A 12,621-nucleotide genomic window follows, 5' to 3' on the forward strand; every position below is an offset into this window, starting at 1 on the left:
TGAGATTTGGCCTGGTTGGTCCGTCCGTACCTGATCGCTTGCGGCTCTTGCCACGATTCATCAAGTGGCGGTTGGCTCACCGGGGCAGTTTTACACGGGGAGTCCGATTCAGAACGCGGACTGTGGTGACCCGCCTGTCAGAAACCCGACAACGCGGCGGGTCCGTCGAGGGCCGATCGGCGGTGCGGACTGGTCCTGAAGTGCTCAATCACCTGATTGAGCCGCTCGTCGGGCACCTCGCACTGCGGCCCGCCGGCGAGAACCTTCCCGGCACCCGGCCGGTACAGCGAGACACCGTCCTTGCCCGGCTTCCCGTACTTGATCCCGTCCCACGGCACCGTGGTGTCCTTCACGGTCACTCCCGCCGCGGTGATCGCCGTGTGCACCGGGTGCCGCACCCGCCGGAAGAGGGCCCGCGCGCGGTCCACCGCGCCGTAGGCGCCGAGCGCGGTCATGATCCCGCCGATGGTCATTCTCAAGCCATCGGAGGCGAGCCACGCCCCGCTCGGTGCCAGGAAAGCGATGAGGGCACCGGACGCGGCACACTCCATCGCGAGTGCCTGCCACGACCACCGAGCCACGTAACCGGGACCGACGCCGCCGGGCAGCACGATGGCTGGCCGCCAGACGAGGTCTCCCCGCCGGGCGCGATTCCGTTGGACCCAGTCCTTCACCGCAATGGTGAACCCGGCGACCGGGACCAGGCCGTTCAAGTCCTCGTACTCGCCGTGCCACCAGCCGAGCCACCAAGCGGCGCCCGCCGCGCACAGTACGCCCGCACCCGCGCCCACGGCGAGCGCCAACCGCCGGAGACGCAGTCGCTCGCTACTGGCCTCGGAAATGACCATTACGCGTCCAGGGCGTCGTAGAGCCGATCGAACTCGGCGGGCGTGCCGATGTCGGCTCGGTCTTCGGGATGGTCGACGTAGTACCGGATCGCGCCCGCGAGGAAGCCGGCGTCGACCGCGAGCCAGCGGTGCAGGATGCGCACCACGTACGCCCCGTACTCGGGTGGCTGCCGCCGCACCAGGAGCGAGATCTGTCGGGGCTTCTCCACGGGTGCCGGTGGGCCGCTGGCGAGCAGCGCCTCCCACCGCACGTTGTGGGTGCGCAGGGTGCGCACGAGGAGCCCGCCGGGGCGCAACTCCACGCGCGGTCCGCGCCACAACGCCCACGCCGCGATGGCGAAGATGGCGCCAACCGTCACGACGGTGCGGAACCAGCCGGAGATCGACACCGTGCCGTCCGGCGCACGCTCGGTTGCCAGACCGTTGCCGGCCAGGAACATCAACATGATCACGAACGGGCCGACGGTCCACGGCGAGGTGGCGGCCACGAAGGCTGGCCGCGACCGCTCAGCGCCGTACACGAACTCGCGCGGCGTCGGTCGAGGCCGCGGGCACAGCCGCGTGAACCCCAGAAGTGGCAGCGCGAGGGCGGTGGCGGCCGCGGCCGCGTACACCGCGAACGCCGGCAGGAAGCTGAGTCGCCACGACAGCGGCTCGATCCAGAACTCCACGGCCACGCGCAGCACGAACCCGGCCAGGCCACACAGCAATGCCACGGCCTGCACCTGCGCGAGGCGGGGCTGGAGGTCGTCCCTGACGCGGGTCACATCAGCAGATTAGGAAAAGGCGTACGGGTACGCGAGCCCCGGGGTACGGCGTCCATAGTGGAACTACGTGGTAGGAAGGCGGGTGAGCTGGCCAACCGCCCTTTCCACGGCCAGGCAACGGTCTTCGACATACTCGAGCCCCGCCTCGGTGGCGATCCGCCGGGCCTCCGCCGAGACGATGTCGAGCTGCAGCCACACCGCCGGTGCGCCGATCGCCACGGCTTCGCGTACGACGTCGACGGCGTCGTCGGCCGGGCGGAAGACGTTGACGAGATCGACCGGCTCCGGAATGTCGGCCAGCGACCGGTACACCTTCTCGCCGAACAGCTCGTCGGCGTGCGGGTTGACCGGGATGATCCGCCAGCCGTGCCGCTGCATTTGTAGCGGCACCGTGTGTGCGGGCTTGTCGGGGTCGCGGGAGGCGCCGACCACGGCGATGACCGCCGAGTCCGCCAGAATCTGCTGAGCACTACGCACGTACTCGACGGTAGCTCACTTACAGCAATGTCAATTGTTCGATGACTGGCTGTGATGGTGCCGCTACTTGGCGAGGCTCGCTGGGCTTGTGAAGGCCGTGCCGGCGCGCCGCCATCCGCACTCTTGCGGTCAGCTCCCGCTGGTACTCCTTCGGCAGATATGAGCCGCGCTGGTAGAGCTTCCGGTACAGCGGTGCCAATGCCGGATGCTCCCTGGTGAGCCAGCCCGCATACCACTCCCGGGCGCCCGGCCGCAGGTGCAGTGGGATGGGAGTCACACTCGCCGCGCCCGCCGCCGCGATGGCCGCCACGGTGGCGTCGATCGACTCCTCGGTGTCGGTGAGCCCCGGCAGGATCGGCGCCATCAGTACCGATACCCGGAAGCCCGCGTCGGTGAGGGTGCGCACCGCGTCGAGCCGGCGGCGCGGGCTGGGCGTGCCCCGCTCGACCGACCGCCACGTCGCCTCGTCGAGGAAGCCGACCGACATCGCCAGGCCCACCTCGGTCACCGACGCGGCCTGCCGCAGCAGCTCCAGATCGCGCAGGATCAGCGTGCCCTTGGTGAGGATCGAGAACGGGTTGGCGAAGTCGCGCAGCGCCGCCAGGATCCGCGGCATCAACTGGTATCGCCCTTCGGCGCGCTGGTAGCAGTCGACGTTGGTGCCCATCGCGATGTGCTCGCCCCGCCACTTGGGCGCCGCCAGCTCGCGCCGCACCAGCTCACCCGCGTTGACCTTCACGACCACCTTGCTGTCGAAGTCCTGGCCGGCGTCGAGATCGAGGTACGTGTGGGTGTTGCGGGCGAAGCAGTTGTGGCTCACCACGCCGGCCGCCACGAAGTCACCGGTGCCCGTAGTGATGTCGTACAGCGGCATCTCGATCCCGAGCGGCTCGACCGATACGACATCGAGCCCCGGCGCCGTCGTGACCGGGAGACCCGCGATCGACCGCTTGCGGGTGATGGCCGGGTCTACCAGGTGGAAGAAGCGCACCATGTCGGTGAGCCGCATCTGCGCGCCCAGCTCCACGTCGAAGCCGAAGCGGGCGAGCGCCGAGGTGGCCCGGCGCAGGATCTGCCCGTCGGCCGTGCGCAGCCGCAGGATGCCGCCGGAGCAGCTGCCCACCGCGTCGAAGACGCCCGCCAGGAAGCCCTTGCGCCACTCGTCGGTGGGCCACTCCGGCCAGGCGATCAGATCGGTGATCGCGGTGACGTCGGCCCGGCTGGTGGCCCGCAGCGCGCGGATGACCCGGCGCGCGGTGGTCGCCACCGAGAACTCGAACGCCGTCGTCGCCACGCCGAAGCCCGCCAGGTATGCCCGGGACCGGTCGAGCGCCTCCAGATCGGCGAGCGCGAGCCGGAACCGGTGCACCGTGCCGTAGGAATACGTGAAGGTGCCGAGCTTGCCGTCGCCGCGGATGATGCCGCACAGGTAGCCCCGGCGGTACTCCGGCGAGTCTTTCGGCGCCTCGGCCGCTCCGCCGGTGCCCACCAGCCGGCCGCCGGCCAGCCGCTTGGCCTGCCGCCAGCCGCGCTCGCTGAGAAACCGGTGGTCGCCGCTCGCGACGAGCTGCGTGCCGTCGCCGAGGGTGATCCGGTATGCCGGCTTGGTCGTGGACCAGTGGTCGAACACGGTGGTCACCGCGTATCGGCGGTCGGTCCGCCCGCGGACCGTGCCGTAGATCTCGTCGCCGACGACCAGGTCGGCGAGCGGCTTGGTGTGGCCGTTGGCCATGAGGATCGGCGTGTCGCCAGCGAGGCAGTAGGAGCACGCGTGGCTGCACCCGCGGTAGGGATTGATGGTCCAGTCGAACCCGACCCGGGACGTGCCGGGCACCCGATTGATGATCGACTTGGCCCGCACCTCGTAGAACGTCATACCGCGGAAGCCAGGGGTGTCGAACGTGCGCGCCACCGCGCCGGGCAGCGCCAGCGGCAGGGGTGGAGCCGCCGGCGCCGGCCCGTCAGGGACTACTTCGTCGGGGGGAGCCGACAGGTTGTCCCAGCGCATGTCCTTCATTCGAACATGCGTACGAAGAGAATGCAAGCATCTAGCGCGGTGGTCCAGCGCTGGCGCGCCGCACGAGCTCCGCACCGACCTCTTCGATGCGCGGACCCTGCCCATCGCGATGCTCGTCGAGCGCGAGCGTCATCGCGCGCTCGCCCATGTCTGCCAGCGGCAGCCGTACCGTCGTCAGCGCCGGCGTCACGTCTCTGGCCACCGGCATGTCGTCGAACCCGACCACGGACATCTGGTCGGGCACGGTGATGCCCCGGGAGCGCAGCAGGGCCAGCGCGCCGATCGCCATCGAGTCGTTGAGAGCCGCGATCGCGGTCAGGTCTGGCTCGGCGTCGAGCAGTGCCGCCGCGGCTGCCGCACCGCTGCCCCGGTCGAAGTCGGCGTACTCGATCCGGCGCGCCGGCAGCTTGTGGCCGTGCTCGCGAGCCGCCCGGCGCATCCCGGCCAACCGGTCGGTCGTCGTGGTGAGCAGCTTCGGCCCGGCGATCACGCCGATCCGGTCGTGGCCGAGGGCGTACAGCTCCGAGGCGATCAGGTAGCCGCCCATCTCGTTGTCGGGCACCACGGCGTCACCAGCGTGTTCGTGGCGGCCGATCACCGCGACCCGGCCGCCCGTGCGCTCGTACACGTGCAGCTTGGTGTCGAGCGCCTTGGTGAACTCCTCGTCGTGGTACCCGGAACCGGCTAGCACGATGGCGGCCACCTGGTGGGCGCGGAGCAGCTCGACGTACTCCAGCTCCTTGATCGGGTCGCGGTAGCTGTTGCAGATGATGACCAGCCGCCCGTTGTCGGTCGCCACCCGCTGGAGTCCTCTGGTGATCTCCGCGAAGTACGGGTCGGAGACGTCGTGGACAATGACGCCTATGGCGCTGCGGTGGGAGCGGGCTAGCAGTTGGGCGTGCGCGTTCGGCACGTACTGCAGCTCCTCGACCGCCGCCAGCACCCGCTCGCGCAGGGCGTCGGTGACCGGTTTGGAACTGCCGTTGATGATCCTGGAGGCTGTGGCCGGCGATACACCGGCACGCCGCGCGACATCGGCGAGCGTGGCCATCCGCCCCGTCCTTTCCGGGCATCGTGGATGCGACCGCGCCCCCGGCCGCGAACGCCCGCCTCAGAGGGCCGGCTGTCGATGAGGATACCGTGTGGCGGTCCACATGAAGGAAAGCCCTTGCCGGGGCAGTCAAACTGCCAGTACGGTGCCTAGGAAAGCGCTTACCTACGTAACAGCCTGAGGAGGCCGCGGCATGGACCGCAGGACGATCGGAATCGCGCTCGGCGGCGTGACCGGCCGGATGGGCTATCGGCAGCACCTGGTTCGGTCGCTGCTCGCGATACGGGAAGAGGGCGGCCTGCCGCTGCGCGACGGCAGCCGGCTGTGGCCCGAGCTGGTGCTTGTCGGCCGCAGCGAGGCCAAGCTGCGCGAGATCGCCGAGCGCCACGGCCTGACCGACTGGTCCACCGACCTCACGGCGACGCTGGCCCGCCCCGACATCCAGATCTACTTCGACGCCCAGGTGACCTCGCAGCGCGAGAAGGCGCTTCGGATGGCGATCGACGCGGGTAAGCACATCTACACCGAGAAGCCGATCGCCGAAGACCTCGCGGCGGCCGTCGACCTCGCCCGCCTGGCCGACGGCGCCGGCCTCAAGCACGGCGTCGTGCAGGACAAGCTCTTCCTGCCCGGCCTGCGCAAGCTCGACCGGCTGGTCAAGGGCGGCTTCTTCGGCCGCATCCTGTCGATCCGGGGCGAGTTCGGATACTGGGTCTTCGAGGGCGACTGGCAGCCCGCCCAGCGCCCGTCGTGGAACTACCGCGCGGCCGACGGCGGCGGCATCGTGGTCGACATGTTCCCGCACTGGCACTACGTGCTGGAGCAGATCTTCGGCCGGGTCAACGCGGTCACCGCGCACGTGACCACGCACGTCCCGACCCGCTGGGACGAAAATGGCGACGCCTACGAGGCGACCGCTGACGACGCGGCGTACGGCATCTTCGAGATCGAGGGTGGTGTCGTCGCCCAGATCAACTCCTCGTGGGCGGTCCGGGTGTACCGCGACGAGCTCGTGGAGTTCCAGGTCGACGGCACCGAGGGCAGCGCGGTCGCCGGGCTGCGCAACTGCCGCATCCAGCACCGTGCCACCACCCCCAAGCCGGTCTGGAACCCCGACCTGCCCGCCACCGAAGACTTCCGCTCGCAGTGGCAGGTCGTTCCGGACAACGAGGAGTTCGACAACGGCTTCAAGTCGCAGTGGGAGCTGTTCCTGCGGCACGTGGTCGAGGACGAGCCGTACACCTGGGACCTCTGGGCCGGGGCGCGCGGCGTGCAGCTCGCCGAGCTTGGTCTCCAATCGGCGCGCGAGGGCCGCCGCATCGAGGTACCCGCACTATGAGTCGGTTTTCGTTCAACCAGGCCACGGCCAATTACTGGCCGATGGCGGATCTGGTCGCCGGCTGCGTCGCGGCCGGGGTGGGCCAGGTCGGGCTGTGGCGCGAGCAGGTCACCGAGTACGGCCTGGAGAAGACCGCCATGCTCGTCGAAGACGCCGGGCTCGCGGTCACCTCGCTGTGCCGCGGTGGTTTCTTCAACCGCGACGATTGGTACGACGAGAACCGCCGCGCCATCGACGAGGCCGCCGCCCTTGGCGCGCCCGTCCTGGTACTGGTCTCCGGCGGCCTGCCGGCCGGCAGCCGTGACATCGACGGCGCGCGTGCCCACGTCGGCGACGCGATCGGCGAGCTGGTGCCGCACGCGCTCGAGGCCGGCGTGCAGCTCGCCATCGAGCCGCTGCACCCGATGTTCGCGTCGGACCGGTGCGTGGTGTCGAGCCTCGGTCAGGCGCTCGACATCGCCGCCCCGTTTCCGCCCGTGGCGGTCGGCGCGGTCGTCGACACGTACCACGTGTGGTGGGACGACCAGGTGTGGGCTCAGATCGAGCGCGCCGGCCTGGAAGGGCGCATCGCCTGCTTCCAGGCCGCCGACTGGATCACCCCGCTGCCCGAGGGCGTACTGCTCGGCCGGGGCCTACCCGGTGAGGGCTGCGTCGAGCTGCGCCGGTTCCGCGAGGCGGTGGACGCAGCGGGGTACACGGGGCCGGTAGAGGTCGAGGTCTTCCACGCCGACCTGTGGGCGCGACCCGGTGCGGAGATCCTGGCCGCCACCGTGGCGGCCTACGACGCCCACGTCGCCTAGCCCAGACACGCACGTCCCCGGCGCGCTTGGCGTGCCGGGGACGTTTGTCTGAAGGTCAGTGGTTGTGCGCGGCGAGCTGCTTGCGGACGTCTTCCATGTCGAGCGCCTCGACCTGCTCGATCAGCGACTCGAGGGCCGACTCGGGCAGGGCACCCGCCTGCGAGAAGACGATCACGCCGTCGCGGATCGCCATGATGGTCGGGATCGAGCGGATGTCGAACTTCGCTGCCAGCTCGGGCTGCGCCTCGGTGTCGACCTTGCCGAACACGATCTCGCCGTGCTTGGCCGAAGAGCGGTCATAGACGGGCGCGAACCGGACACAGGGACCGCACCAGCTCGCCCAGAAGTCGACCAGCACGATGCCGTCCTTGCCGGTCACCTCGTCAAAGTTCGCCGTCGTCAGCTCAACGGTCGCCATGGATCACTCCGATCACCGGGATTGGCTTACGTCTGGGTCAACCTACCGGCGCCGGTCGGAATTCCCCGCGGTGATGTGACACACGGTGTTTCTGGCAGTGACCAACTGCAATGGATGCCCCGTTACCTGCGGTGATGGGAGCGATTCCATCGTCATGATCGGGGAAAGCGCTGTCATCGGAAGGTGTCGCCATCTGTCAGGCCGTTTAAAAGCGGTGACGGTCCGTCACAGCAGGATCAACTCCTACGGAAAGTAATGTAACAAATGTGTAACTGTGACCTGCGTCTCCGCTCTGAGTCTTTTTCTTAACTGGTTTCCCAGGCAAAATCGCTTGCAACAAAGCGTGGGCGGCGGGTGCCGGGGAGGGCCCCGCCGCTCATTGCGTCCGGGGTCAGGTGCAACGCACCCCCCTTAATCTGCAACGTGCATCCCGTGAGAGGTCCGGGGGTTCGCGGGTTCGTGCCGATCGCCAGGACTATGGGAATGTCCTTGCACGGTTCGTGGCCGCGAGAACCGAGGAGAGACGGGAACAACTACGGGGCCGAGGCGTTCGCGGCCGGCCAGGCGGGCGGTACGGGCCGCCCGCCTGGCCGGATCAGCTCTACCGGTCGGGGTGCAGGCCGAGCCAGCCGGGGCTGGGGTCGCCCTTGACCTCGCCGAAGTAGAGGGCGAAGGTCTGCTTCCAGCGTTCGACCGCCGCGCGGTCAGCCATGAATTTCGGGAATCCGTCAAGGTTGCCGTTCGAATACTCCCAGATCGGCCGCAGACCACCGGCCGGGGTGACATCGGTGCGAACCGACCACCCGTTGGCGGCTGCCTGCTGGCGCGCGACCGAGAGTTGCCAGTTCAGGTAGAGCTTCGCGGCCGTGGGATGTTTCGCGCCGGCCAGGATCGCGGCACGCTGGCCCCAGCTCATGAACGGATGACCGTCCGCGACCGACCACCGGACCAGGTCGGTGGCTGGCGCGATCAACGAGCCGGATCCACCTAGGCCGACGGCCTTCTGTCCGCTGTTCAGCGCCAGGCGTGCGGTGTGGCTCCCCCGGTTGGACTGGACGCCCTGGGCGGCGAGCCGGGCGATCCAGTCCCACCCGTAGGTCCGCGCGTACAACGAGTAGAGGTACAACGCGGCGTCATCGTCGTGTGGATAGGTCGAGGCGATCTGCCCCTTCCACCGCGGGTCCACGGCCTCGTACGGCGTCTTCGGGGCGTGGTCACCGACCAGGGCGGTGTTGTACATGTAGCTGAACGCGACCACCATGATCGCGACCCAGGCACCGTCCTCGTCCTTGAAAGCAGGGTGGATCTTGCTGAATCCGGCCGGCTTGTAGGGCAGCAGCCGGCCCTCGCTCTTCCATCGGGTGAAGTCCTGCAACGTCTGCAGTTGCACCAGGTCGGGAATCAGCGTGTTGGTGGCCAACTGGTTGTCGATCCGGACGTCGTGGAACTTGCTGTAGTCGATCACGACGGTCAGGTCGATCTCGGGGAACTGGGCCCGGAACCCGGCGCGCACCCCGTCCGCCTGCGTCGTGACGTCGCCGCCGGCGTAGATGACCAGCTTGCCGCCCTCGGCTACGGCGTCCCGGTACAGCTCGTCCAGCGTCCTGGTCTCCTCGCGCGGGCCTCGGCGCGGCGCAGCGGCCGCGCCGGCCGCGCCCGTAAGGGACGGCGCCAGCACGGCTGCGCCGAGTGCGGCGCCTCCGGTGGCCAGAGCCCGGCGCCTGCTGATGGATCCGCTCATCATGCTCCTCGTTGTGGTTGGGGTGGTGCTGTTCAGGGGGCGGCGGTGACGGCACGAAGCCGGTCAAGCCGCGGGCGGCGGCTACGCCCGACAGGCCCACAAGATGTCGACAAGACGTGCAAATCGCGTCACATCGCCTCCGAATGCTGTTAGGAGACAATAACTGATTAGTCAGAGATTGAGAGCTCAATATGATTCGCGACACTTGCCTTCAGGGCGTGTTCACCAGCAATCGATCGGTCGGGTGGGTGGGCGGGTGGCCAGCTCTATCGTGATAGCCGCGCTGTACGGGGCTTCGATCTCTGAGATCCCGCCGCTGGTGCTGGCTTAACCTTCGGTAAGGCATGCTGACTTGACCAGATGCCGCCTACGACACCCGTTGGTAGCTTCCGAGGGAGCCTGGATGCAGTTCGGTCGGTACTACGAGGAGTTCGAGGTCGGCGCCGTCTACCGGCACTGGCCGGGCAAGACCGTCACGGAGTACGACGATCACCTCTTCTGCCTGCTCACGATGAACCACCACCCACTGCACATGGACGCCCACTACGCCGAGACGTCCACCGGGTTCAAGCGCAATGTCGTGGTCGGCAACTACATCTACTCGCTGTTGCTGGGCATGTCCGTGCCGGACGTCAGCGGCAAGGCCATCGCCAACCTGGAAGTCGAGTCGCTGCGGCACGTGGCGCCGACGTTTCACGGCGACACGATCTACGGCGAGACGACCGTGCTCGACAAGCGCGAGTCCAACTCCAAGCCCGACCGTGGCGTGGTTTCGGTGGAGACCCGGGGCTACAAGCAGGACGGCACGATGGTCTGCGTGTTCCGGCGGCGGGTCATGGTGCCGAAGAAGGAGTACGCCGAGTCGGCGTTGCCGGCGGGTGTGGATCCGGAGCGGCCGAGCTTCCCGGAAAAGCGCCCTTAGTGTCCTAAAGGGGGCATATGCTGGCGTCATGGCGACTGACCCCACCGCGGGAGGCAGCTTGATCGCCCCCGGGTACCCGGCCGCGGAGTGGCGGCTGCTCACGAAGCTGCCCGCGCGCGTGGTCGTAGCGGCCACCTCCGCCGAGCCAGACAGCCCACGCCGCACCGTCGCCGAAGGACTCGCCGGGCTGGAGGCCATCGCCGCCGGCCGGGCATTCGACAGCGACCTCGTGCGCGCGGTCGCCGCCGCCATCTACGCCGAGTCCGGTGGCGATGGTCCGGTCGCCGAGGAGTTCACCGATCGCCGGGCCGGTGTCGCTGAGGTCCTGGCCGCGTGCCGGCGCGCCACCGAGGTGCTCGCCGCGCGAGCCGACCCCGCCGACTCGGCCGCCTACCGCCAGTGGGTCCAGTCCGTGGCCGTACGCGTCTGCGGCGCCGCCCGCTCCGGTGGCGTTCTCGGCTTCGGCGGTGACCAGGTCAGCCCGGCGGAACGAGGCTTCCTCAACGACCTGGCGACCGCCCTCGACCTGGCCTGACGGCAGCACCATAGGCTCGGCGGCGTGACCGCTGAGTACGTCGATGAGGTTGGGGTCGGGCCCTGGCCGGGCGAGTGGCCGACCGACCCTCGGTACGACCCTGAGCTGCTCGCCAACGGTGACCGGCGCAACGTCGTCGACCGGTACCGGTACTGGCGGCGCGAAGCGGTGGTGGCCGATCTGGACGGGCGCCGGCACGGCTTCCACGTGGCCATCGAGAACTGGCAGCACGACCTGAACATCGGCACGGTGGTGCGCAACGCCAACGCGTTCCTGGCCGCCGAGGTACACATCGTCGGCCGCCGCCGCTGGAACAGGCGCGGCGCCATGGTCACCGACCGCTACCAGCACGTGCGGCACCACGAAACGATCGAGGAGTTCGTGGCGTGGGCACGGGCCGGCGGGCTGCCGGTGGTCGGCATCGACAACCTGCCCGGCTCGCATCCACTGGAGAGCGTCACGCTGCCGAAGCGGTGCGTGCTGCTGTTCGGGCAGGAGGGCCCCGGCCTGTCCGACGCCGCCCGGGCGGCGTGCGACGCGCTCTTCTCGATCGCTCAGTACGGCTCGACGAGGTCGATCAACGCCGGCGTAGCCAGTGGCATCGCCATGCACGCCTGGATACGCGACCATGCCGCGGCCCCGAACACGTGAGGTGATCACGCACGTCCGGGTTGACCGAAAAAGCCGGTTGGCTTGACGGAGGGCGCCACGCAAAGCACCGTATTGGGTGTGGGTATGGCGGTGAGTTGCCCGCGGTGCGGCGGTCCGGTGCGACCGCCCGACCTCATGCACAGCGAGTGGCGCTGTGACGACTGTGGACCTGTGCCGCCGTTACACGTGGCCGAGCACGTCGGCCCCGAGATCGTGGCCAGCGCCCTGGCGACCATCGCGCACGCCCAGACCGCCCAGGGCCGTCCCCCGGTGCCCGTGTGGTGCCCGTGGCCGCTGCCGCCCGGCTGGACCATGACGGGGGTGGCGTGGGCGGGTGACGACCGCACCGGCGTCCGCGCGACCGCCGTGGCCTGCAGCGGGCCGGCGCCGCTGCGCGGTGGGCCGGCAGATGTCGTGCTGGTGGCCGAGGAGCCCGGTGTCGGGCTCGGCAACCGGTTCGGCGGCATCCCCGGGCCAGACCCCGGCGCGCTGATCGCCGACGCGATCAGCGACACGGCCGGGCACGCCGGTGAGCTCGGCGGGGCGCACGCGAAGATCAAGGTCGGTGGCCACCCAACTCCACTGTGGTCGGTGAAGTCTCCAACGGATCGGAGCGCGTATGCCGGAGAAGCCCGGGGAATGTGGCTCTATGCGATAACCTGGCCGGCAAGTGCGGGTTACCTCCTCGCGGAACATGTCGTGCTGCACGACCTGTCCGAGTGGCTGCCGCCCGAACTCGTGTATGGCGCTCCATCGCCGTACCTGCACGGCAGAGCATGACCGCGTTCCTACTTGGAACGCAGCGATTGACAGGCACACGTAGAGACGCATCACTGATACGCTAAGTGGTGCCGAGACAACGGCTCGGCGCAGTGCGGAGGGACGGCCCGCAATGGTCAAGAAGGTGCTCACCTGGGGCGGCATCGCCTTTCTGATCTTCTTCATCGCGTATAACCCCAGCTCCGCGGCCGACGTCTTCCAGTCTCTGGGAAGCACGGTCGCTGACGTGGCGACGGGCTTTGGCGAGTTCTTCACGGACCTCATCGCGTAGCCGC

General features: G+C 69.1%; 14 protein-coding genes. 7 read left to right on the forward strand and 7 right to left on the reverse strand.

Features of this window, described 5'->3' with window-relative positions; all coding sequences use genetic code 11:
• Nucleotides 1-137 precede the first annotated feature (137 nt).
• The 5 genes from QMG73_RS04230 to QMG73_RS04250 all read right to left on the reverse strand — a co-directional run bounded on the left by QMG73_RS04230 (nt 138) and on the right by QMG73_RS04250 (nt 5,160).
• Nucleotides 138-848, reverse strand: a complete 711-nt coding sequence (locus tag QMG73_RS04230) for a hypothetical protein (RefSeq protein ID WP_281892557.1) — start codon at nt 846-848, stop codon at nt 138-140.
• The gene (locus QMG73_RS04235; RefSeq protein ID WP_281892558.1) at nt 848-1,615 is read right to left on the reverse strand and encodes a hypothetical protein; all 768 of its coding nucleotides are present in this window, start codon (nt 1,613-1,615) and stop codon (nt 848-850) included. The genes QMG73_RS04230 and QMG73_RS04235 overlap by 1 nt, the downstream gene beginning before the upstream one ends.
• Before the next feature lie 63 nt (nt 1,616-1,678).
• A complete protein-coding gene (locus QMG73_RS04240; RefSeq protein WP_281892559.1) occupies nt 1,679-2,092 on the reverse strand; it encodes a CoA-binding protein in 414 nt (137 codons plus the stop codon).
• 19 nt (nt 2,093-2,111) lie between these two features.
• Entirely contained in the window at nt 2,112-4,214 is a 2,103-nt protein-coding gene (locus QMG73_RS04245) for an intein-containing Rv2578c family radical SAM protein (RefSeq protein WP_309299429.1), read from the reverse strand.
• Nucleotides 4,141-5,160: a LacI family DNA-binding transcriptional regulator gene (locus QMG73_RS04250; protein WP_281892560.1), complete on the reverse strand. Its 1,020-nt coding sequence runs from the start codon at nt 5,158-5,160 to the stop codon at nt 4,141-4,143. The genes QMG73_RS04245 and QMG73_RS04250 overlap by 74 nt, the downstream gene beginning before the upstream one ends.
• Nucleotides 5,161-5,353: 193 nt before the next feature.
• Here QMG73_RS04250 and QMG73_RS04255 point away from each other — a divergent pair, with 193 nt between their 5' ends.
• Together QMG73_RS04255 and QMG73_RS04260 are read left to right on the forward strand one after the other, a co-directional pair.
• Nucleotides 5,354-6,499 (forward strand): Gfo/Idh/MocA family protein, encoded by a 1,146-nt coding sequence (locus QMG73_RS04255; RefSeq protein WP_281892561.1) that lies wholly within the window; start codon nt 5,354-5,356, stop codon nt 6,497-6,499.
• Nucleotides 6,496-7,299: a sugar phosphate isomerase/epimerase family protein gene (locus QMG73_RS04260; RefSeq protein WP_281892562.1), complete on the forward strand. Its 804-nt coding sequence runs from the start codon at nt 6,496-6,498 to the stop codon at nt 7,297-7,299. Before QMG73_RS04255 ends, QMG73_RS04260 begins: the two co-directional genes overlap by 4 nt.
• Before the next feature lie 55 nt (nt 7,300-7,354).
• On the opposite strand, the gene trxA is transcribed toward QMG73_RS04260, so the two are convergent.
• Nucleotides 7,355-7,717: a thioredoxin gene (gene trxA, locus QMG73_RS04265; RefSeq protein ID WP_281892563.1), complete on the reverse strand. Its 363-nt coding sequence runs from the start codon at nt 7,715-7,717 to the stop codon at nt 7,355-7,357.
• A 601-nt stretch (nt 7,718-8,318) separates the two neighbouring features.
• Entirely contained in the window at nt 8,319-9,458 is a 1,140-nt protein-coding gene (locus QMG73_RS04270) for an ABC transporter substrate-binding protein (protein WP_281892564.1), read from the reverse strand.
• A gap of 403 nt (nt 9,459-9,861) precedes the next feature.
• On the opposite strand from QMG73_RS04270, the gene QMG73_RS04275 reads away from it, so the two are divergent.
• From QMG73_RS04275 to QMG73_RS04295, 5 genes are all read left to right on the forward strand, one after another.
• A complete protein-coding gene (locus QMG73_RS04275) occupies nt 9,862-10,380 on the forward strand; it encodes a MaoC family dehydratase (protein ID WP_281892565.1) in 519 nt (172 codons plus the stop codon).
• Nucleotides 10,381-10,408: 28 nt separating this feature from the next.
• Nucleotides 10,409-10,915 carry a hypothetical protein gene (locus tag QMG73_RS04280; RefSeq protein WP_281892566.1) on the forward strand — a complete coding sequence of 169 codons (507 nt, stop codon included), beginning with the start codon at nt 10,409-10,411 and terminating at the stop codon, nt 10,913-10,915.
• A gap of 24 nt (nt 10,916-10,939) precedes the next feature.
• Nucleotides 10,940-11,566, forward strand: a complete 627-nt coding sequence (locus QMG73_RS04285; RefSeq protein ID WP_281892567.1) for a TrmH family RNA methyltransferase — start codon at nt 10,940-10,942, stop codon at nt 11,564-11,566.
• Nucleotides 11,567-11,650: 84 nt separating this feature from the next.
• Nucleotides 11,651-12,346, forward strand: coding sequence for a DUF6758 family protein (locus tag QMG73_RS04290; RefSeq protein WP_309299431.1), 696 nt, complete (start codon nt 11,651-11,653; stop codon nt 12,344-12,346).
• 112 nt (nt 12,347-12,458) lie between these two features.
• A complete protein-coding gene (locus QMG73_RS04295) occupies nt 12,459-12,617 on the forward strand; it encodes a hypothetical protein (protein ID WP_281892568.1) in 159 nt (52 codons plus the stop codon).
• Nucleotides 12,618-12,621 lie beyond the last annotated feature (4 nt).

It is taken from the genome of Phytohabitans aurantiacus (assembly GCF_027923225.1).
GTDB lineage: Bacteria > Actinomycetota > Actinomycetes > Mycobacteriales > Micromonosporaceae > Phytohabitans > Phytohabitans aurantiacus.

What these genes read in the sequence shown, in the direction of transcription:
- QMG73_RS04230 (WP_281892557.1), bottom strand. Translation starts at nt 848, where the DNA reads ATGGTCATTTCCGAGGCCAGTAGCGAGCGACTGCGTCTCCGGCGGTTG.
- QMG73_RS04245 (WP_309299429.1), bottom strand. Translation starts at nt 4,214, where the DNA reads ATGGGCAGGGTCCGCGCATCGAAGAGGTCGGTGCGGAGCTCGTGCGGC.
- QMG73_RS04250 (WP_281892560.1), bottom strand. Translation starts at nt 5,160, where the DNA reads ATGGCCACGCTCGCCGATGTCGCGCGGCGTGCCGGTGTATCGCCGGCC.
- QMG73_RS04255 (WP_281892561.1), top strand. Translation starts at nt 5,354, where the DNA reads ATGGACCGCAGGACGATCGGAATCGCGCTCGGCGGCGTGACCGGCCGG.
- QMG73_RS04260 (WP_281892562.1), top strand. Translation starts at nt 6,496, where the DNA reads ATGAGTCGGTTTTCGTTCAACCAGGCCACGGCCAATTACTGGCCGATG.
- trxA (WP_281892563.1), bottom strand. Translation starts at nt 7,717, where the DNA reads ATGGCGACCGTTGAGCTGACGACGGCGAACTTTGACGAGGTGACCGGC.
- QMG73_RS04270 (WP_281892564.1), bottom strand. Translation starts at nt 9,458, where the DNA reads ATGAGCGGATCCATCAGCAGGCGCCGGGCTCTGGCCACCGGAGGCGCC.
- QMG73_RS04275 (WP_281892565.1), top strand. Translation starts at nt 9,862, where the DNA reads ATGCAGTTCGGTCGGTACTACGAGGAGTTCGAGGTCGGCGCCGTCTAC.
- QMG73_RS04280 (WP_281892566.1), top strand. Translation starts at nt 10,409, where the DNA reads ATGGCGACTGACCCCACCGCGGGAGGCAGCTTGATCGCCCCCGGGTAC.
- QMG73_RS04290 (WP_309299431.1), top strand. Translation starts at nt 11,651, where the DNA reads ATGGCGGTGAGTTGCCCGCGGTGCGGCGGTCCGGTGCGACCGCCCGAC.
- QMG73_RS04295 (WP_281892568.1), top strand. Translation starts at nt 12,459, where the DNA reads ATGGTCAAGAAGGTGCTCACCTGGGGCGGCATCGCCTTTCTGATCTTC.